The sequence below is a fragment of the Motilibacter aurantiacus genome (genome assembly GCF_011250645.1).
In the GTDB taxonomy this organism is placed as follows: domain Bacteria; phylum Actinomycetota; class Actinomycetes; order Motilibacterales; family Motilibacteraceae; genus Motilibacter_A; species Motilibacter_A aurantiacus.
The window spans coordinates 1-19,760 of the sequence record NZ_JAANNO010000016.1 but is presented as its reverse complement, the minus strand read 5'-3'; the positions used below and the strand labels follow the sequence as shown (position 1 = coordinate 19,760).

The window sequence follows — 19,760 nt, the reverse complement described above, 5'->3', positions numbered from 1 at the left end:
CGCGGGCCCGCCGTCCGACCGACGACCCCCACGTCCCGGCACCGCGGAGACCGACGAGCGACCCCAGCGGCTCGCGCTTCGCCACCGGGAGAACCTCCAGGGAGAAGAACAGTGAACGCACGTTCCCGCATGCTCCTCGCCGGCACCGCCGCGGCCATCGCCGTCGGCACGCTCGGGGCCGCCCCCGCCTCGGCCGCCGACGAGGCGAGCACGGTGCGGCCCGAGACCAAGGTCGCCGAGCGCACGAACCCGGCCGTGCAGGCCGTGGTGACGACGTACTCGGCGACGGTCGCCCAGCGCGAGTGGACGCTCGCCCCCGCGTTCAACGACCTGGTCACCCTCGCCGTGCAGAAGGCGCTGACGGGTGGCATCGGCGCGGACGAGTCCGCGATGTGGGACTACATCACCACGCGCTTCGCGCGGGACCCGGACAGCTATATCAAGACGACGGGCAAGAGCCGCTCGAAGAGCTACGAGCTGCAGGCCGTCGGCAGCGCCTTCGTCCTGACGCCGGACGGCGTGCTCGGCACCGCGGCCCACGTGGTCACCGCCGACGAGGCGACCAAGGAGCAGTTCGCGTCGATGGCGGCGGAGGAGTTCTCCACCGCGGACATGGCCTCCCTCGAGCTCGAGGAGCTCGACCTCTCCGACGAGGCCATCACCGCCATGCAGAAGGCGGTCGCCACCTACAACAGCACCCACGTCAAGGTCTCGATGAAGACCCCGAAGGTGGAGGTGCTGATGGGGGTCGCCGCCAGCGGCGGCACCCGGGAGGGCAAGCCGGTGCCGGCGACCGTGCTCGCCTCCTCGGCGCAGGACTCGGGCGAGGACACTGCGCTGCTGCGCATCCGGGGCTACGAGAACCTGCCGACCGTCGCCATGGGCGACAGCAACACCATGGCCGTCGGCAGCAAGGTGTACGTCAGCGGCTTCCCGGCGGACGCGACCTACATCCAGGGGATGAGCGAGGCCGCGACCCTGCAGCCCACGATCTCGGCCGGCACCATCACCGCGACCAAGAGCACCGATTCCGGAGTCCCGCTGCTGCAGACCGACGCCAAGGCCTCGCCCGGCAGCTCGGGCGGCGCCTGCCTCGACGAGAGCGGCGCGGTCATCGGCGTGCTCGTCTCCGGCGCGATCGACGACCGCGGGGTCTCCGTCGGCCAGCAGTTCTGCCAGCAGGGCCAGGTCCTGCAGGACCAGCTGCGGGCCAACAACGTCACGCCGTCCACGAGCATCACCACGACCAAGTACAACGCCGCGCTGGACGACTACTTCAACCACTACTACAAGCGGGCGCTCCCGGCCTTCCGCGAGGTCAAGGACCTCTTCCCCTCGCACGCCTACGCGGACCGCTACATCAGTGACAGCCAGACGGCCATCACCGCCGGCAAGGACGAGACGCCGTCCTCGAGCTCGCTGCCCCTGATCCTCGGTGGCGCCGGTGCCGCCCTCCTCGTGCTGCTGGGCGCCGTGCTCGCCGTCGTCCTGCGCCGCCGCCGCAAGCGCACCGCGCCCGCCGCCCAGGTCTTCCCGGCCGGAGCACCCGGCAACACCTACGCGGGCGCCCCGAGCACGGCGTACGCCGGTGGCTACCCGAACGCGCCGCAGGACGCCCACTTCCCGCAGCAGCAGCCGGCCCCCCAGGACGGCCACTTCCCGCAGCAGCAGCCGGCCCCGTACGCCCCGGCCTACCAGCCCGCCCCGGCCTACCAGGCGGCGCCGGGCCCCGAGGCGCAGCCCGCGCCCGTGGCGCCGGACCACCTGACGGCCCCGGTCCCGGCGCAGCCGATGCACCAGGCGTACCCCCAGGCCCCGCACGCACCGCAGGTCCCGGCCCAGCCTGGGCAGGAGCGGCCGGCGCAGCCCGAGCAGCCGGTGAACGCGCCCTTCGGGTTCGGCCCCCGCGGGCAGGGCGGGGTGCGGGACCTCTGAGCCCGGGCCCTGAGGACAGCGCTCCACGACAGGCGCTGACCACAGGCGCTGACCACAGCGCGTAGCACCCGGAGGGCCGGGTGCCGGCGAGAGCCGGCACCCGGCCCTCGACGCATCCGCGGAGCCTTTCATTGTCTCCCGGCCCTCACCCGGTCAAACCCGCGTCTTCGCGTAAGAGATCCGTAACAGAAATGGGTGGAAGCGCTGCACGCTCATTGGCCCTAGAGTGCGCCTCGATCACATTGTCCGGAGGAGCCGCCCAGCAGAACGGGCGGCCAGGCGGGAGGTCGCAGATGACCACAGGGCCGGCGGACGACGCCGCCGACATCGGCTCGCACGACGTGGAGGAGCCCGGTGGGCTCAGCCGACGTCAGCTCCTGCAGGGAGCCGGAGCCGCAGCGGGCGCCATCGCGGTGGGGGCGGCCATGACCGGGGGAGAGGCGGCAGCAGCGGCCCCGACGGCCGCAGCCCCGACGGCCGCGGCTCCCGCGGCGGGCCCGCCGGTCGCGAGCGGGCGGTTCCTGACCACGAACCAGGGCGTCCGGATCTCGGACAACCAGAACACGCTGCGCGCGGGGACCCGTGGCCCCTCCTTGCTCGAGGACTTCGCCTTCCGCGAGAAGATCATGCACTTCGACCACGAGCGCATCCCCGAGCGCGCGGTGCACGCCCGCGGCTCCGGGGCCCACGGCGTCTTCCGCGTCTACCGCTCGCTGTCGCAGTACACGACGGCCGCATTCCTGACCGACCCGTCGGCGGCCACGCCGGTCTTCGTGCGCTTCTCCACGGTCAACGGCTCGCGCGGGTCGGCCGACACCGCCCGCGACGCCCGCGGGTTCGCGACGAAGTTCTACACCAGCGAGGGCGTGTTCGACCTCGTCGGCAACAACATCCCGGTCTTCTTCATCCAGGACGCCATCAAGTTCCCGGACCTCGTCCACTCGTTCAAGCCCGAGCCGCACAACGAGATCCCGCAGGCGTCGACCGCGCACGACAATTTCTGGGACTTCATCTCCCTCACCCCCGAGTCCATGCACATGGTCATGTGGACCATGTCCGACCGCGCGATCCCGCGCAGCTACCGCACCATGGAGGGGTTCGGCGTCCACACCTTCCGGCTGGTCAACGCGCGCGGTGAGTCGACGCTGGTCAAGTGGCACTGGAAGCCGCTCCTCGGCATCAGCTCGCTGGTGTGGCCGGAGGCGCACAAGCTCATGGGCATCGACGCGGACTACCACCGCCGCGACCTGTGGGACGCCATCGCGACGCGCAACTATCCCGAGTACGAGCTCGCGCTGCAGCTGCTGCCCGAGGCCGAGGCGGACAGGGCGCCGTTCGACGTGCTCGACTCGACCAAGATCTGGCCCGAGGAGCTCATCCCGGCCCAGCGGGTCGGGCGGCTCACGCTCAACCGCAACCCGGACAACTTCTTCGAGGAGACCGAGCAGTCGGCGTTCCACATCGGGCACCTCGTGCCCGGAATCGACGCCACCGAGGACCCGCTGTTTCAGGGGCGCCTCTTCTCCTACCTCGACACCCAGCTCAACCGCTTCGGCACGCCGAACTTCTCCCAGCTGCCGATCAACCAGCCCCGGTCCGCCGTGAACACGTTCAACCAGGACGGGTTCATGCGCTACGACAACCGTCCGGGCAAGGTGAACTACGAGCCCAACTCGCTCGGGGACCGGCCCCGCGAGGCCAACGCCGCCCAGGGCGGCTTCGTGTCGTACGCGGCGCCCGTGTCGGGCCGCAAGGTGCGCTCGCGGGCCGAGTCGTTCGGGGACCACTACAGCCAGGCCACGCTGTTCTTCCAGAGCCAGACCGAGCGCGAGAAGAAGCACATCGTGATGGCGCTGCAGTTCGAGCTGAGCAAGGTCCAGTCGACGGCGGTGCGTCAGCGCATGCTCGGGCACCTGGCGAACATCGACGCGCGGCTCGTGCGCGAGGTCGCCACGGCCCTCGGCATGCCGGTGCCGAGCGGTCGGCCGAACACCGCTGTGGGGACGTCGCCGGCGCTGAGCGAGGAGAGCCTGCCCCGACCCTCGGCGAAGGGCCGGCTGGTGGCCATCCTGGCAGCCGACGGCGTCGACGGGGCCGACGTGACGGCCATCAAGGCGGCCATCACCAAGGCGAAGGCCGCTTCGCACGTCATCGCACCGCACCTGGGCGCCATCACGGCGGCCGGCGGCAGCGAGATCGCCGTGAACGCGACCTTCTTCAACAGCGAGTCCGTGCAGTACGACGCGGTGTACGTCCCGAGCGGCGGCACGAGCGTCGCGGCCCTGCGTGGCAACGCCGAGGCGCTCCACTTCGTCCGCGAGGCGTTCAAGCACTACAAGCCGATCGGCGCCGACGGCGACGGGGAGGGCCTGCTGAGCGCCGCCCTCGGCAGCCGTACGGGCGAGGCCGGCGTCGTCGTCGGCCGCACGGCCTCCTCGACCGCGTCCGCCTTCGTCGAGGCGCTGACGGCCCACCGGCACTGGGCGCGTTCCGGGGCGGGCGACGTGCCTGCCTGAGCCCGGGCGGACACCCCCGGGGGGCCCGGCGCAGCAGGCGTCCGGGCCCCCGCCGGTCGTCCTGGGCAGCGCGGCCTCGTCCTGGCCGACGGCGTCAAGCCGGGTGCCGAGCTCCCCGGCCAGGACCATCGAGACCAACAGCAGAGCCTTGCTTTGGCGAATCGAGCCTCGTCCGTCGACGCACGCTCCACGCCAGGCCGGGACGGGCCGGGACGGGCCGGGACGGGCCGGGACGGCATGGCGAAGCGGAGGCACCAGGTGAACGGCGTGATGTCCGCGGCAGCCTTCGCCCTCGAGGCCGCGGCACTGGCCTGCGCCGCCCGCTGGGGCTGGTGGGCCGGCTCCGGCGGGGCCACGGGAGCGCTGGCTGCGCTCGGGTCGGCGGCCCTCTGGGCGACCACATGGGGAGTCTTCGTCTCCCCCCGCGCCCGCGTCCGCCTCTCGCCGGCGGCGACGACCTTCGGCAGGGCGTTGCTGGTGGCTGTCGCCGCCGTCGGCGGGCTGATCGCGGGATGGGGGACGTTCGGCGCCGCGCTGGTCATCGCGTGGCTGGTCGTGGCGGTCGCCGAGGCCGCACGCTGACCCTGCCGTCCATGGCACGATCAGCGGGGTGAGCAGCAACTCGGCCGAGCAGGCGCGGCTGCGGGACCTGGCGCGGCTCCGGCGGGTCCGGGACCGCATCGACCGTGAGTACGCCCAGCCCCTCGACGTCGAGGCGCTGGCGCGCGGGGCCAACATGTCCAGCGGCCACCTCAGCCGGGAGTTCCGCGCGGCGTACGGGGAGTCGCCGTACGCCTATCTGATGACGCGCCGCATCGAGCGCGCGATGGCGCTGCTGCGGCGCGACGACCTGAGCGTCACCGAGGTCTGCTTCGCCGTCGGCTGCTCGTCGCTGGGGACCTTCAGCACGCGCTTCACCGAGCTGGTCGGGGTGCCTCCCAGCGTCTACCGGCGCAAGGCGCGCGAGCGCACCGGCGAGATGCCCTCGTGCCTCACCCGGCAGGTCATGAGACCGATCAGGAATCGAGAAGCCCCGGCCGCGATGCCGCAGCTAGCGTGCCCGACATGAACATCACCATTCACTACACGTTCCTCCCGCACACCGACCCGGACGCCTCGCTCGCGTTCTACCGCGACACCCTCGGGTTCGAGGTGCGCAACGACGTCGGCTACGAGGACATGCGCTGGATCACGGTCGGGCCGAAGGGGCAGCCCGACACCTCCATCGTCCTGACACCGCCGGCCGCGGACCCCGGGATCACGGAGGAGGAGCGCCGCGTGATCGCCGAGCTCATGGCCAAGGGCAGCTACGGGGCGCTCACGTTGGCCACCGACGACCTCGACGGGCTCTTCGACCGGCTGCAGGGCAGCGGTGCCGAGGTCGTGCAGGAGCCGACCGAGCAGCCGTACGGCGTCCGGGATTGCGCCTTCCGGGACCCGGCGGGCAACCTGCTGCGCATCAACGAGACGCGCTGACCTCGCGGCGCCCCTCCCCGAGCAGAACAGGACCAGCATGGCCACGACGGCGGCAACGACGACGCCGGAACCCCACGTCGCAGACACCCATGGGCTCATCCGCGTGCACGGCGCGCGGGTGAACAACCTCAAGGACGTCAGCGTCGAGATCCCGAAGCGCCGGCTCACCGTCTTCACCGGTGTCTCCGGGTCCGGCAAGAGCTCGCTCGTCTTCGGCACCATCGCGGCGGAGTCCCAACGGCTCATCAACGAGACCTACAGCGCGTTCGTGCAGGGCTTCATGCCGACGCTGGCGCGCCCCGAGGTCGACGTCCTCGAGGGGCTGACCACGGCCATCATCGTCGACCAGGAGCGGATGGGGGCCAGCCCGCGCTCCACCGTCGGCACCGCGACGGACGCCAACGCGATGCTGCGCATCCTGTTCAGCCGGCTTGGCCAGCCGCACATCGGCCCGCCGAACGCCTTCTCCTTCAACGTGCCGTCCGTGCGGGCCAGCGGCGCCATCACCGTGGAGCGCGGGGCGGGGAAGACCAAGACCGAGAAGGCGACGTTCAACCGGCTCGGCGGCATGTGCCCGCGGTGCGAGGGCATGGGCGCGGTCACCGACTTCGACCTGACCGCGATCTACGACGAGGCCAAGAGCCTCAACGAGGGCGCCATCACGATTCCCGGCTACAGCATGGAGGGCTGGTACGGCCGGATCTTCCGCGGCTCCGGGTTCTTCGACCCGGACAAGCCGATCGGGAAGTTCACCAAGGGCGAGCTGCACGACCTGCTGCACAAGGAGCCGACCAAGATCAAGGTCGACGGGATCAACATCACCTACTCGGGGTTGATCCCGTCGATCCAGAAGTCCTTGCTGTCCAAGGACGTCGAGGCGATGCAGCCGCACATCCGGGCGTTCGTCGAGCGGGCGGTGACGTTCACGACGTGCCCGGAGTGCGACGGCACCCGGCTGGCGGCCGAGGCCCGGTCGTCGAAGATCCGCGGGATCAACATCGCCGACGCCTGCGCGATGCAGATCAACGACCTCGCCGAGTGGGTGCGCGCGCTCGACGAGCCGTCCGTCGCGCCGCTGCTGGCCGCGTTGCAGCACACGCTCGACTCGTTCGCGCAGATCGGCCTCGGCTACCTCAGCCTCGACCGGCCGTCCGGCACGCTGTCCGGCGGCGAGGCGCAGCGCACGAAGATGATCCGCCACCTGGGCTCCTCGCTCACCGACGTGACGTACGTCTTCGACGAGCCCACCGTCGGGCTGCACCCGCACGACATCGCGCGCATGAACGACCTGCTCCTGCAGTTGCGGGACAAGGGCAACACCGTCCTGGTCGTCGAGCACAAGCCCGAGGCGATCGCCATCGCCGACCACGTGGTCGACCTCGGGCCGCGCGCCGGGTCGGCCGGCGGCGAGGTGGTCTTCGAGGGCACGGTCGAGGGGCTGCGCGCGAGCGACACGCTCACCGGCCGCCACCTCGACGACCGGGCCCGGCTCAAGCCGTCGGTGCGGACGCCCACCGGCGCGCTCGAGGTCCGCGGGGCCGACGCGCACAACCTGCGCGACGTCGACGTCGACATCCCGCTCGGGGTGCTGGTGGTCGTGACCGGCGTCGCGGGCTCGGGGAAGAGCTCGCTCATCCACGGCTCGGTCTCCGGGCGGGAGGGCGTCGTGGCGGTCGACCAGTCGGCGATCAAGGGGTCGCGGCGCAGCAACCCGGCCACCTACACGGGCCTGCTCGAGCCGATCCGCAAGGCGTTCGCGAAGGAGAACGGCGTCAAGCCCGCGCTGTTCAGCGCCAACTCCGAGGGCGCCTGCCCCACCTGCAACGGCGCGGGCGTGATCTACACCGACCTCGGGATGATGGCCGGTGTCGCCACGACCTGCGAGGACTGCGAGGGCAAGCGCTTCCAGGCAGCGGTCCTGGACTACCGGCTCGGCGGCCGCGACATCAGCGAGGTGCTGGCGATGTCCGTCACCGAGGCCGAGGAGTTCTTCGGCGACGGACCCGCCAGGACGCCGGCGGCGCACAGGATCCTCGCCGCGCTGGTGGACGTCGGGCTGGGCTACCTCACGATCGGGCAGCCGCTGACCACCCTGTCCGGGGGCGAGCGCCAACGGCTCAAGCTGGCGACGCACATGGGGGAGAAGGGCGGTGTGTACGTGCTGGACGAGCCGACCACCGGCCTGCACCTCGCGGACGTCCAGCAGTTGCTCGGGCTGCTCGACCGACTCGTCGACAGCGGCAAGTCGGTCATCGTCATCGAGCACCACCAGGCGGTCATGGCCCACGCCGACTGGATCCTCGACCTCGGCCCGGGCGCCGGGCACGACGGCGGCCGCGTCGTGTTCGAGGGCACGCCGGCCGACCTGGTGGCGGCCCGGTCGACGCTGACCGGGCAGCACCTCGCCGCGTACGTCGAGGCGTGAGGCGGCTGCGGTCCTCCTGGAGGTCAGGAGGACCGCAGCCACTCCAGCAGGTCGGCGTTGATGGTCTCGGCCTGCGTGGTCGGCATGCCGTGCGGGAACCCGGCGTACGTCTTCAACGTGCCGTTCGGCAGCAGGGCCGCGGACAGCGGCGCCGAGTCGGCGTACGGCACGATCTGGTCGTCGTCGCCGTGCATGACCAGGACGGGCACCGTGATCTTCTTCAGGTCCTCGGTGAAGTCGGTCTGGGAGAACGCGACGATGCCGTCGTAGTGCGCCTTGGCCCCGCCCATCATCCCCTGACGCCACCAGTTCTGGATGACGGCCTCAGAAGCCTCCACCCCGGGGCGGTTGAAGCCGTAGAACGGCCCGGCGGCGAGCGTCCGGTAGAACTCGGACCGATTGGCCGCCACCTGGGCCTGCAGGTCGTCGAAGAAGGACTTGGGGAGCCCACCGGGGTTGCTCTCGGTCTGCACCATGATCGGCGGGACCGCGCTGATGAGCACGGCCCGCGCGACGCGCTCCTCACCGTGCTGGGCGATGTAGTGCGCGACCTCCCCGCCGCCGGTGGAGTGACCCACGTGGATGGCGTCGCGCAGGTCCAGGTGCTCGGTCAGGGCAGCGAGGTCGGCCGCGTAGTGGTCCATGTCGTGCCCGTCGGCCGTCTGGCTGGAGCGGCCGTGCCCGCGCCGGTCGTGCGCGATGACGCGGTAGCCGTGGCCCAGGAAGAACAGCATCTGCGCGTCCCAGTCGTCGGCCGACAGCGGCCAGCCGTGGCTGAAGACGATGGGCTGACCCGAGCCCCAGTCCTTGTAGAAGATCTCCGTGCCGTCTGCGGTGGTGATCGTGCCCATGACCCCTCCTGAGGTCTCTCGGTGCGATGACGCCGGACGTGGACCGCTAGTGATCCACCGGCCACGCTAGGGGCGCAGGGGCCGGGGTGTCGAGATGCCCGGCGCCGGTTGTGCGAGGGCCGTGGCGGGTGCGCTGCGTGACACCGGGCGGGGGCGGTCAGGGGAGCAGGACGCCGCGCACGACACCGTCCTGGTCCCCGGCCACGAGCACGTCGCCCATCAGCGCGGGGCTGCTGAAGCAGTAGGCGGTCCCGAGCTGGCGCTGGGCATCGACCTGCCCGTCGGCCAGGCCGAGGCGGGCCAGCTGGCCGTTGACACCGAGCACCCAGGCCGCCCCGCCGCGCCGCACCGCCCCGGAGTTGAAGGTGGGGAAGGGCAGCGTGGCGCGCCACACGGCCGCGCCGCCCGCCGCGTCCACGAGAGTGGTGGCCCCGCGCTCCTGGATCAGCAGTACGCGCTGGCGCGCGCCCTCGACGACGAGGGCCGGCGGGTACATCGAGCTGCCGGTGGACCGCCAACGCTCTTCGCCGGTTGCACGGTCCAGGGCGTAGGACGCCGCGACGGTCGAGCAGAGGACCAGCCCGTGGTCCAGCAGCTCGACCCGGTCGTCCCAGGGGCCGTACAGCTGGAGGGCGTTCGCCGTCCCGGTACGCGTGGTGTAGGTCCAGAGGCGAAGCCCGGTTCGTGCGTCGAACGCGTGCATCGCGCCGTCGCCGCTGCCGGCGTAGACCCGGGCGCCGTCGCAGGCAGCGCGGCCCGTGAAGTTGCCGCCGAGGCCCGCCTCCCACAGCGGGCTGCCGTCCGCAGCGGCGACGGCGTACAGCGTGCTGGCGGCCGCGAAGAAGACGGCTTCCCGCCCGTCGACCACCGCGCTCGTGGGGGTGGCGAAGACGGGGTCGGCCCGGTCGACGCGCCAGCGTGTGACGCCGGTGGCGGCGTCCAGGGCCACCAGGCCCCAGTCGGTGGCGGGCACGAACAGCGTGCGGCCGGCCAGGTCGACCCCGGGCTGCCGGTAGACCGGCCCGAGCAGCCGGCGCCACGGGCGGTGCCGGCGCTTCGCGTCCACGTCGAGGGCGACGACCTCGCCCGACGTCGTGGCGACGACCGCGTAGCCCGCCGCTTGTGCGACCCCCGCCTGCACGGGGTCCTTCAGCTCGAGGTCCCACACCAGGCGGGCACCCTGGCCGTTGTCAGGGACCGTGAGGACCCGGACGTCCTCGTGCCACGCGCCGTCGGCGTACAGCGAGCGCACCTGGACCTTGTGCGGGCCCGGCGTCAGGGCGCTCACGTCCGCCTCCGCCGCCCACAGCCCTGCCCCCGCCGCAGCCAGCGGCCGCCAGGAGCCCGTCCCCGTCTGCCCGAAGAGCGCTTCGGGGTACGGCTGGAACTCCGCCCTGACGAGCGGCGCGCCGCCGGCGCGCACCTCGAGCCTTGCGCGGCCGGCGCCGGTGTGGCCCACCTGCACGCCGGCGGGGGAGTGCGCGCCGGGACGCGAGCCGGTCAAGGGGACGTCCGCGTACCTGACCCGGGTGACGGTGCCGCCCGCGGAGCCCGTCACGGCCGTGAAGCGCAGCACCCACCCGGTGGCCGGGAGGTCCACCACTTCACCGAGGTAGTACGTGGGGCTGTTGCGCACCGCCTGGAAGGTGAGCTCGGTGACCCCGTTGAAGCGGCTCACCCGCTCGGCGTGGACGTGCCCGGCGAGCAGCGCCCGGACGTCGTAGCCCTCGATCGTCTCGAGCAGGCGGTGCTGGTTGTCGGCGTAGTAGTTGATGCCCCCCACGGGGTGGTGCAGGTAGAGGACAACCGGTGTGCCCGCGCGCTCGGCCCGCTCGAGCTCCCGCTCCAGGCCGCGCAGGACGTCCGGGGTGAAGTGCGCCGGCTCCTGCGTGACCATCGTCGGGTCGAGGCCGAGGAAGCGCAGGCCGCCGGCGACGAACGGCTCGGCGACCCCGAGGTAGTCCTCCACCAGACGCTTCGCCGACGCGTCCCAGCGCGTCTCGTGGTTGCCGGGGACGTGGTGCACCTTGCCCTGCAGGGCGGGAGGGATCGTTGCGAGGTACGCCTCGTACTCCGCCGCCTGGCCGGTGTCCGTCACGTCGCCGCAGTGCAGCGCGAACTCCACGCCCTCGGCCGCGACCGCCGCGTAGACCGCCGCCATCGTCGTCTGCCGGGCGGGCACGTCGACGTTGATGTGCGTGTCGGTGACGAGAGCGAAGCGGAGCGGGCGCAGGGGACGGGGAGCCGCGGCCGCCGGCTGCGCTGCGAGCGGTCCCGCCCCGAGGGCGACCGTGCCGGCGGCGGCCAGGCCGAGGAACCCTCGACGGCTCAGCCCGGACGTGGCGGGGACGGGAAGGCGGGGATCGGTCGACATGCAGGCTCCAGGTGTCGTACGCGGCACCCACGCAGGCTGACGCCGCGGCCGTGGGCGCCTCCGAACCTGTCGCCTCCGCCTTGCGAGGACGTGGAGCCCCACCGACTCGCGCGTGAACGGCGGCCTACCGTGCGGTACCCAGCCGGGCAGCGGGGCTGCGGGGGCGCGTCAGGACGCGACGCGTTGGCGCGTCCCGCGCCTGGAGCCCTGTGGCTTCGCGGCCTCCACGGGCCGGTTGATCTCGGCCCACACGAGGTCGAGCGAGAGGCCCAGGACCTCGGCGATCGCCGCGATGGTCGGGAAGGCCGGCGTGGCCACGCGCCCCGACTCGATCTTGCGCAGGGTCTCCGGGGAGACGCCGGCTTCGAGCGCGGTGTCGAGCATGGAGCGCTCACCCCTGGCCCGGCGCAGCAGGGCGCCGAGGCGCTGCCCGCGTGCGACCTCGGCGGGCGACAACGGCAACCTCACCATGACCCAACACTAATACCGGGATAGCATGCCCGGGATAGTTATTGGGCGGACGAGGAAGGCCTGCCGTGATCGAGATCCTGAGCCCCACCGAGCTGTCGCGAGCGAGGGACACGGGCGCCCTCGTCGCGCACATCCTGCAGACGCTCAAGAGCCGGAGCGCGGTCGGCACGAACCTGCTGGACATCGACCGGTGGGCGCGGGACATGATCGTGGAGGCCGGCGCCGACTCCTGCTACGTCGACTACGCGCCGTCCTTCGGGCGCGGGCCGTTCGGGCACTACATCTGCACGTCGGTCAACGACGCCGTGCTGCACGGCCTGCCGCACGACTACGCGCTCGCCGACGGCGACCTGCTCTCCCTCGACCTCGCCGTCTCCCTCGGCGGCGTGGTGACGGACTCCGCCATCAGCTTCGTGGTGGGGGAGCCCGCCGCCCCGGGGGACCTTGCGATGATCGACGCGACCGAGCGGGCGCTGCGGGCGGGGATCGCCGCGGCCGGGCCGGGAGCGCGTCTCGGCGACGTCTCCCACGCGATCGGCTCGGTCCTGGATGCCGCGGGCTACCCGGTCAACACCGAGTTCGGCGGCCACGGCGTCGGCTCGACGATGCACCAGGACCCGCACGTGCCCAACGCCGGCCGGCCGAGCCGGGGCTACAAGCTGCGGCCGGGGCTGCTGCTCGCGCTCGAGCCGTGGGTGATGGCGGACACGGACGTCCTGGTCACCGACGCCGACGGCTGGACCCTGCGCAGCGCGACCGGCTGCCGTACCGCGCACAGCGAGCACACCATCGCCATCACCGACGACGGTGCCGAGATCATGACGCTGGTGCGGTGAGCTCCCGGATCAGGCCCTCGACACGGGCGCGGATCTCGTCGCGGATCGGACGGACGGCCTCGACCCCCTTGCCCGCGGGGTCGTCGAGATCCCAGTCGAGGTAGCGCTTGCCCGGGAACACCGGGCAGGCGTCCCCGCAGCCCATCGTGATGACGACGTCGGAAGCCCGGACGGCGTCGGTGGTGAGGATCTTCGGCTTCTGACCGGCGATGTCGATGCCGACCTCGGCCATGGCCTCGACGGCAGCGGGGTTGACCTGGTCCTTGGGGGCGGAGCCGGCGGAGCGGACCTCGATGGCGTCGCCGGCCAGAGCCGCGAGCCATCCGGCGGCCATCTGGGAGCGGCCGGCGTTGTGCACGCACACGAAGAGGACGCTGGGCTTGTCGGACACGGACGGGCCTTTCTCGGCGGCGGAGTGTCGGGGAGCGGGGCGCGACGCCGTGGCGGTCAGCGCGTGGCGGATGGGGCAGGCGGGAAGAAGCGACGCGCCCAGAGCGAGACGTACACCAGGGCGACGAGCACGGGGACCTCGATCAGCGGCCCCACGACCCCCGCGAGCGCCTGGCCCGACGTGGCCCCGAAGACGCCGATGGCGACTGCGATCGCCAGCTCGAAGTTGTTGCCGGCGGCGGTGAACGCGAGGGTGGCGGAGCGGGCGTAGCCGAGGCCGATCCCGCGGCCGAGTGCCATGGAGCCGGCCCACATCACGGCGAAGTAGACCAGCAGCGGGACCGCGATGAGGGCGACGTCGCCGGGCTCGCTGGTGATGGCGTCCCCCTGCAGGGCGAAGAGCACCACGATGGTGAACAGCAGCCCGTAGAGGGCGAACGGCCCGATGCGGGGCAGCACTCGGGACTCGTAGCCGGCCCGGCCGAGCCGCCGCTCGCCCACGAGCCGGGTCAGGAAGCCGGCGACCAGTGGGATGCCGAGAAAGACCAGGACGGACTCGGCGATGTCCCACACCGACACCTCCAGCGCGGTCTGCTCCAGCGCGAGCCACCCGGGCAGGACCTCCAGATAGAACCAGCCGAGCGCGGCGAAGGCCACGATCTGGAAGACCGAGTTGACCGCGACCAGGACGGCCGCAGCCTCGCGGTCACCGCACGACAGCTCGTTCCAGATCAGGACCATGGCGATGCAGCGCGCCAGCCCGACGATGATGAGGCCGGTGCGATAGGCCGGGTGGTCGTGCAGGAAGACCCACGCCAGAGCGAACATGACGGCCGGGCCGACCAGCCAGTTGAGCACCAGCGAGGAGACGAGGAGCCGGCGGTCGCCGGTCACGCTGTGCAGCTCGCCGTAGCGCACCTTGGCCAGCACCGGGTACATCATGAGCAGCAGCCCGAGCGCGATCGGAAGGCTCACGGAGCCGAGCCGAACGGCGTCGAGCGCCTCGTCGAGCCCGTCGACGAGACGGCCGAGCAACAGGCCGGCCCCCATCGCGGCGATGATCCAGACCGGCAGGAACCGGTCCAGCGTCGACAGCCGGGCCAGTACCGGCGCACCGTCCGTCCCTACGGGCGCTTCACGCACCAGGTCGCTCACGGGCGTCGCCCGATCTGACCTGCCGGCACGTTTGGCCCGGGGCTCGGCAGCGCCGGGAGGGAGCCGCCGCTCAGCACGCGCCGGGGTTCTGGGTCGAGCAGGCAGGGGCGGTCGCGAGGACGGTGAGCGTGGGAGCGGTCGTCGTCGAGCCGTCCCGAGCAGCCGCAGGCCCGGCCGGCTTCCTGGCACGGATGATCGCGCCGTGCAGGCCGGGGGCGGCTTCGCTGGTGAACTCGACGTCGGCGTCCACGAATCCCGCCGCTGCCAGGCCTTCGAGGTACTCGCTGCGCGACAGGGCGCCCGCGATGCAGCCCACATAGCTGCCGCGCTCGGCACGCTCGGCAGGGGTGACGGAGTCCTCGGCCACGACGTCGGAGACCCCGATGCGGCCGCCCGGCACCAGGACCCGGAACATCTCCGCGAGCACCGCCGGTTTGTCGGTCGACAGGTTGATGACGCAGTTGGAGATCACGACGTCGACCGAGGAGGCCGGCAGCGGGATGGCCTCGATCTGGCCCTTGAGGAACTCCACGTTCGTGGCGCCGGCCTTCGCCGCGTTGGACATCGCCAGCGCGAGCATCTCCTCGGTCATGTCCAGCCCGAACGCCTTGCCCGTGGGCCCGACCCGCTTGGCCGACAGGAGCACGTCGATCCCTCCGCCGGAGCCGAGGTCGAGCACCCGCTCACCCGGCTGCAGCGCCGCGACGGCGAACGGGTTGCCGCAGCCCAGCGACGCGGCGACCGCCTCGGCCGGCAGCTCGTCCAGCTCACCGTCGCCGTAGACCTGCGCGCCGGACCAGTCGTCGGCGTCGAACGCTGCGGCGGACGGCGCGCAGCAGCCGACGTCGCCCTCGCTGACCGCGCGGGCCGCCTCGGCGTAGCGCTCGCGAACCTGATCCCGCAGCCCCTGATCGCTCATGCTTCCTCCTCGAGGGCATCGATACCTGTCGATCCGTCGAGCCCAGCCTGCACCACATATCGACAGCCGTCAATGTGTGCGGCATCCTGGGGGAGTGACGACGACCCTGCCCGTGGCGAGTGGCACTGCCTGCTGCTCCGCAGTGACGGGCGACCTCCTGTCACCCACCGAGGCCGAGCGGCTGGCGGTGCTGCTCAAGGCGGTCGCCGAGCCGACACGGCTGCGCCTGCTGTCACTGGTGGCCGCCCACGAGGGCCAGGAGGCATGCGTGTGCGACCTGACCGAGCCGGTCGGCCTGTCGCAGCCGACCGTGTCCCATCACCTCAAGGTCCTCGTCGACGCCGGCCTGCTCGAGCGCGAGAAGCGCGGGGTGTGGGCGTACTACCGACTGGTGCCCGCACGGCTGGACGAGCTCAGCGCGGCACTGCTGCCGTTCTCGCGCCGCCGCTGACCGATGACTCTCGCGCACCACGCAGGTCTGCACATCCCGGGGACCGGTGCACAGGAAGGCTGACGAGGTGCGGAGGCTGACCTTCGGGATGAGCGTGAGCCTGAACGGCTACGTCGCCGCACCCGGTGGCGACCTCAGCTGAAGCGTGCCGAGCGACGAGCCCTTCCAGTGGTGGTCCGACCGGGTCGCGGGAACGGGCCTGGCTCTCTACGGGCGCCGGCTCTGGCAGGCCATGAGCTCCCACCGGCCGACCGCCGACCACGAGGTCGAGCGCTGAGCGCGCCTATCCGTGTTGCTTCGCCGCCGATAACGTACCTTATGTCAACTCGTCCAGTGCGGATGTCATCTGATGGGTCTCCCGCATCCCTTGGGGACGCCGAAGGAGCGAGAAGGGGAAGGGGAAGTGGCGACACCGTGACCTATTGAGCGTCGGTGTCCTCGAACAGGCTGGTCTCGGGGTCCTCGACAAGTAGCGACCACCGCACACCATCAGTCGTCTCCACCGTGACCGACGCCTGTCGCGCGTCCACGGAAACGTACTCGGACGGCGTCCCGTCGCACTGGCCCTCGGACGTCGCGACCTGCCCGGAGCTTTCCAACTCCAGCTTGATACTGCCGCCTCCCCCTACACACGCGATGCGAGCGGCAAGCTCTCGGGTCGGACCAGAAGCGCGCACCCGGTAGGTTCGCGACCCGCTCTGTCCAGCCAGGTCCAACACCGGTCGGGTGTCCGACCAGACCTGCTCGAGCGGGGCAAGAGTTCCAACAGGGCGGCTCTCCGGCGCGGGCGAGACAAGCCTCGTGGACGTTGGGGATGTCGAGGGGGCAGGAGCAGCGTCCGATGACGGCCCGGCATCTCCCGAAGTGCAACCTGCGAGCGCAAACAGGACAACTGGCACGGCCAGATGGAGCCGACAAGTTCGAGACACGGCCGGAGTGTTTCACCCACACAGCCGCGGCCAGGCCACAGATAGGCTGATTCCCTCTTCCGGCAGCAGCGGCCGGCGGCCAGGTGCACACACCACGGCTCCCACGACCCACCGTCCGACCTCGGCGCATCTCCGAGTCGGGCGAAGCCGACGGCGACTCCCCTGCACACCTACCCACGCGCGGCTGCCGCGGCGACCACGTCTGGATTGGCGCTAGTCGAGTACGCACTGCCGCCAGTTGATCGCGAGTGGCCCGCGCTGACGGCGCCGGCCTCGTCCCCCCGGCTCTCAACGAGCGGCGAGCCGGCCGCGCAGGACGGGGGCCCCGTCGCCGGTGAGGGGGGCGAGGGCCGCAGTCCGGCCGGTGGCGGCCAGCAGCAGCGTCCCGGCTCTGCCCCTGACCACCGGTCCGCTTCCGTGCGCCCAGTCGATGTCCTCCGCCTCCAACCGCAGACCGGTCAGCGCACCCCTGGGCACCAGGCCCGCAGGCGCCGTCATGAGGAACGTCAGCGCCTCACGCAGCCGCGGCGCGGGGATGTCGTGGTGCAGTCGCAGAGGCCAGCGAATGTCCAGGCCATGCACGAGCACGTCGACCAAGGGACTCTCCGGGCCCGAGCCCGGTGGGGTGAACCGGATGTCGGCCTTACGGCGCAACACCTCCACGAGCTCTGCGAAGGGGCGCTGCGCCAGCTGGCGGGTCACCCGCTCACTGGCCCGATCGAACTTCCCGCCCGCCAGGAGCACGGCCAGGACGAGCCTTGAGGTGCTCACCTCCAGAGGCATGACGAGGTGCGCGAGGACGTCGTGAACGCTCCAGGCGTGGCACAGGCTCCTGGTCGTCTGCTGCTCCAAGGTCAGGGTGGCGAGCTGATCGGCCAGGGCCCGCCGCTCGTCGGCGATCTCCTCGAACACGTCCACGGGTCGATCCTGGCACCGGAATCCACGCCACGGGCCTGTAGGCGACGCAGGCTTCTCGGGCCGCGCGCGGTCCGCGCGGACAACGGCACCCGCCTGAGTGAATCGCGAGCCATCGCCTCATCCACGGGATCTGCGGGGCGAATGGGCGGCATGGGCAGGATCAGGCACGATTGGACACCGGCCGCGTCAGGGACGACTCGGTGGATTCTATGGTCCCGCGACCAGGACTCTGCCCTCGGCGGCACAGTGGCGCGCGAGAGGGTGAGCGCCGGCGAAGGTGAGCGGCACGAAGCAGGCTCGCACGCAAGGCCGCATGGCGGCGAGGACGAGCTTCCTCGTCCCACTTCTACGGCGCTACCCGGACGGCGACGCGAAGAGCACGTGGCCCGGACGCCGACAGGCTTCGACCACGAGATCGCTCGGATCATCAGGGAGCAGGACGTCGAGGTCGCTTACCAGCCGATCACGGACGCGGTGACGGGTCAGGTGGTCGCCTTCGAAGCTCTCACCCGGGGGCCGGAGGGATCACTGCGCTCGCCGCTGCAACTGTTCGCCGCCGCTCGCGCCGCCGGACGTGCCGGCGAGCTGGACTGGGTATGCCGTGCCCTGGCGTTCCGTCAGTTCCTGGACGCGAAGCTGCCGCCCTCCGTGTCCCTGTTCGTGAACGTCGGGCGGGACTCGCTGATCACCCCGTGCCCGGAGCATTTGCTGGAGACCGTCTGGGAGGCAGAGCGGAAGCTGCGCGTCTTCGTCGACATCGAGGGCAGTGCGATCGATCGTTACCCACGGGAGGTCCTGGAAACGGTCCGCCACGCAAGGGCGGCTCGGTGGGGCGTAGCCCTCAACGACCTGGAGGTCAGGTCGTCCGCACTTGCTCTGCTGCCGGCCATCGAGCCAGACGTGATCCGCCTGAGCCACCTCGCTCAATCCCTCGGGCTGCACCATGCGCGCGTGGCCATGTACGCCGCCCTCGCCGAGGCGGAGACCACCGGTGCTTCGATCCTGATGGATCACATCGATGACGAGAACGCGAAGGACTCAGCGGTGGGACGAGGGGCCCGATACCTGCAAGGCCATGGCCTGGGGGCACCCGGCGGGCTGCCGAGGAGCCTTCCGGTGCCCCGCTCACCGTTGCGTCTCTTGCAGACCCCCGCTTCCGCTGCAAGCCCGTTCGAGCTCGCGTCGCAGGGCGGGACAGCTCTCGCGATGCCTGTCTGCATGGAGCGCTTGGCAGGGCTCATCACCGACTTCGCGGGGGTGGTCGACGCTTCGTTGCAACCCATGTTTGTGGCAGTCATAGTGCCTGATCTGCCGGCGCCTCCGGCTGGCCAGGCTCTCGCCCGCGCGGTCGTGGACAAAGCGGCTCTGCATCTCACCTTCGGGCGCGACGTGTCGATGTTCAGCGACTGGGCGATGCGCAACGCCGACCTGCCGGACGGGCACCCCTTGCTGCAGGAGGTCTGTTTCCTGGCACTGTCACCGCAGCAGGCGCTGCTTCTTGCCTTTCGCCACCGCGGTGAGGGACGTGTCGCGCCTACATCGAAGTGGGACGTCGTTGTCACGCAGAGTGCTGTCACGTGCCGCGACGTCGCGCGATCGCTGCTAGCGGTCGCCGACACCCTCGAAGGCGGGGTCCTCACACGTTGACCGATCGCCGCGGGCACGCACGGCTGCAAGGTGGAGGAGGCGGGGATGACGAAGGAGGCCCCTACATGAGCGACGAGGAGCCGCCCGTGTGAGGGCGGACGAGGGCCTCGTGGCGGCTTACGCAGTTCGAGCGCTCTGGCGTACGCAGCCGTCTGCACTGCCTGCGCCGGCGTGCCGATCGACACGTTGAGCACCACCTGGCCACCGAGGTGCGGCGCAACGGGGTACACCGCCGGTCAAGCCTCCCCCGGCCAGCAGGCCATCCCGCGCCTCCACCGCGACGACCAGCGTCCTCACCTGGTGGGACACCGCCAGGTGAGGCCCGGGCGAGCGCGCTAGGGACCGGAGCCACGACGAGCGCGCCGCCACCGTGGAAGGCTCTCCGCGAGTGCGACGAACACCCCGAAGGACAGGCCCCACGGGGCTTCCCGGAGGGTGTCAAGCTCGGTGAGACAAGACTGCTTCAG

General features: G+C 71.6%; 16 protein-coding genes and 1 pseudogene. 10 read left to right on the top strand and 7 right to left on the bottom strand.

The genetic code is table 11. The features are described 5' to 3' along the window. The first annotated feature begins 111 nt into the window (after positions 1-111). From G9H72_RS18815 to G9H72_RS18790, 6 genes are all read left to right on the top strand, one after another. Positions 112-1,935, top strand: coding sequence for a trypsin-like peptidase domain-containing protein (locus G9H72_RS18815; protein ID WP_166174024.1), 1,824 nt, complete (start codon positions 112-114; stop codon positions 1,933-1,935). A gap of 293 nt (positions 1,936-2,228) precedes the next feature. Next, positions 2,229-4,451 (top strand): catalase, encoded by a 2,223-nt coding sequence (locus tag G9H72_RS18810; RefSeq protein WP_231127498.1) that lies wholly within the window; start codon positions 2,229-2,231, stop codon positions 4,449-4,451. Positions 4,452-4,721: 270 nt separating this feature from the next. Further along, positions 4,722-5,033, top strand: coding sequence for a DUF2568 domain-containing protein (locus tag G9H72_RS18805; protein ID WP_231127507.1), 312 nt, complete (start codon positions 4,722-4,724; stop codon positions 5,031-5,033). 28 nt (positions 5,034-5,061) lie between these two features. Next, the gene (locus tag G9H72_RS18800; protein ID WP_166174018.1) at positions 5,062-5,520 is read left to right on the top strand and encodes a helix-turn-helix transcriptional regulator; all 459 of its coding nucleotides are present in this window, start codon (positions 5,062-5,064) and stop codon (positions 5,518-5,520) included. Beyond that, positions 5,517-5,927: a VOC family protein gene (locus G9H72_RS18795; RefSeq protein WP_166174016.1), complete on the top strand. Its 411-nt coding sequence runs from the start codon at positions 5,517-5,519 to the stop codon at positions 5,925-5,927. Before G9H72_RS18800 ends, G9H72_RS18795 begins: the two co-directional genes overlap by 4 nt. Positions 5,928-5,964: 37 nt before the next feature. Beyond that, on the top strand, positions 5,965-8,352 hold the full coding sequence (locus G9H72_RS18790) for an ATP-binding cassette domain-containing protein (protein WP_166174014.1): 2,388 nt from the start codon (positions 5,965-5,967) through the stop codon (positions 8,350-8,352). A 23-nt stretch (positions 8,353-8,375) separates the two neighbouring features. On the opposite strand, the gene G9H72_RS18785 is transcribed toward G9H72_RS18790, so the two are convergent. From G9H72_RS18785 to G9H72_RS18775, 3 genes are all read right to left on the bottom strand, one after another. Further along, the gene (locus tag G9H72_RS18785) at positions 8,376-9,203 is read right to left on the bottom strand and encodes an alpha/beta fold hydrolase (protein ID WP_166174012.1); all 828 of its coding nucleotides are present in this window, start codon (positions 9,201-9,203) and stop codon (positions 8,376-8,378) included. 157 nt (positions 9,204-9,360) lie between these two features. Beyond that, positions 9,361-11,577, bottom strand: coding sequence for an outer membrane protein assembly factor BamB family protein (locus G9H72_RS18780; RefSeq protein WP_166174010.1), 2,217 nt, complete (start codon positions 11,575-11,577; stop codon positions 9,361-9,363). 168 nt (positions 11,578-11,745) lie between these two features. After that, complete coding sequence (locus G9H72_RS18775; protein WP_166174008.1) at positions 11,746-12,048, bottom strand: helix-turn-helix transcriptional regulator; 303 nt, start codon at positions 12,046-12,048, stop codon at positions 11,746-11,748. A gap of 65 nt (positions 12,049-12,113) precedes the next feature. Here G9H72_RS18775 and map point away from each other — a divergent pair, with 65 nt between their 5' ends. Continuing rightward, positions 12,114-12,884 (top strand): type I methionyl aminopeptidase, encoded by a 771-nt coding sequence (map, locus tag G9H72_RS18770; RefSeq protein ID WP_166174006.1) that lies wholly within the window; start codon positions 12,114-12,116, stop codon positions 12,882-12,884. On the opposite strand, the gene G9H72_RS18765 is transcribed toward map, so the two are convergent. The 3 genes from G9H72_RS18765 to arsM all read right to left on the bottom strand — a co-directional run bounded on the left by G9H72_RS18765 (position 12,865) and on the right by arsM (position 15,348). Next, positions 12,865-13,275: an arsenate reductase ArsC gene (locus G9H72_RS18765; protein ID WP_166174004.1), complete on the bottom strand. Its 411-nt coding sequence runs from the start codon at positions 13,273-13,275 to the stop codon at positions 12,865-12,867. The genes map and G9H72_RS18765 overlap by 20 nt on opposite strands. A 56-nt stretch (positions 13,276-13,331) precedes the next feature. Beyond that, on the bottom strand, positions 13,332-14,429 hold the full coding sequence (arsB, locus tag G9H72_RS18760) for an ACR3 family arsenite efflux transporter (protein WP_331272422.1): 1,098 nt from the start codon (positions 14,427-14,429) through the stop codon (positions 13,332-13,334). A gap of 70 nt (positions 14,430-14,499) precedes the next feature. Beyond that, positions 14,500-15,348 (bottom strand): arsenite methyltransferase, encoded by an 849-nt coding sequence (gene arsM / locus G9H72_RS18755; protein WP_166174002.1) that lies wholly within the window; start codon positions 15,346-15,348, stop codon positions 14,500-14,502. Positions 15,349-15,442: 94 nt separating this feature from the next. Here arsM and G9H72_RS18750 point away from each other — a divergent pair, with 94 nt between their 5' ends. Together G9H72_RS18750 and G9H72_RS23500 are read left to right on the top strand one after the other, a co-directional pair. After that, the gene (locus tag G9H72_RS18750; RefSeq protein ID WP_331272421.1) at positions 15,443-15,799 is read left to right on the top strand and encodes an ArsR/SmtB family transcription factor; all 357 of its coding nucleotides are present in this window, start codon (positions 15,443-15,445) and stop codon (positions 15,797-15,799) included. 67 nt (positions 15,800-15,866) lie between these two features. Next, positions 15,867-16,064, top strand: a pseudogene (locus G9H72_RS23500) (dihydrofolate reductase family protein); the annotation flags it as partial. A gap of 952 nt (positions 16,065-17,016) precedes the next feature. Here the strand turns inward: G9H72_RS23500 and G9H72_RS18740 are convergent. Then, a complete protein-coding gene (locus G9H72_RS18740; RefSeq protein WP_166173998.1) occupies positions 17,017-17,646 on the bottom strand; it encodes a maleylpyruvate isomerase family mycothiol-dependent enzyme in 630 nt (209 codons plus the stop codon). A gap of 381 nt (positions 17,647-18,027) precedes the next feature. Between G9H72_RS18740 and G9H72_RS18735 the strand changes: the two genes are divergently transcribed. Beyond that, positions 18,028-19,293, top strand: a complete 1,266-nt coding sequence (locus G9H72_RS18735) for an EAL domain-containing protein (protein ID WP_166173996.1) — start codon at positions 18,028-18,030, stop codon at positions 19,291-19,293. Positions 19,294-19,760: the final 467 nt, after the last annotated feature.

What these genes read in the sequence shown, in the direction of transcription:
- G9H72_RS18785 (WP_166174012.1), bottom strand. Translation starts at nt 9,203, where the DNA reads ATGGGCACGATCACCACCGCAGACGGCACGGAGATCTTCTACAAGGAC.
- G9H72_RS18790 (WP_166174014.1), top strand. Translation starts at nt 5,965, where the DNA reads ATGGCCACGACGGCGGCAACGACGACGCCGGAACCCCACGTCGCAGAC.
- G9H72_RS18810 (WP_231127498.1), top strand. Translation starts at nt 2,229, where the DNA reads ATGACCACAGGGCCGGCGGACGACGCCGCCGACATCGGCTCGCACGAC.
- G9H72_RS18795 (WP_166174016.1), top strand. Translation starts at nt 5,517, where the DNA reads ATGAACATCACCATTCACTACACGTTCCTCCCGCACACCGACCCGGAC.
- G9H72_RS18780 (WP_166174010.1), bottom strand. Translation starts at nt 11,577, where the DNA reads ATGTCGACCGATCCCCGCCTTCCCGTCCCCGCCACGTCCGGGCTGAGC.
- G9H72_RS18805 (WP_231127507.1), top strand. Translation starts at nt 4,722, where the DNA reads ATGTCCGCGGCAGCCTTCGCCCTCGAGGCCGCGGCACTGGCCTGCGCC.
- G9H72_RS18775 (WP_166174008.1), bottom strand. Translation starts at nt 12,048, where the DNA reads ATGGTGAGGTTGCCGTTGTCGCCCGCCGAGGTCGCACGCGGGCAGCGC.
- arsM (WP_166174002.1), bottom strand. Translation starts at nt 15,348, where the DNA reads ATGAGCGATCAGGGGCTGCGGGATCAGGTTCGCGAGCGCTACGCCGAG.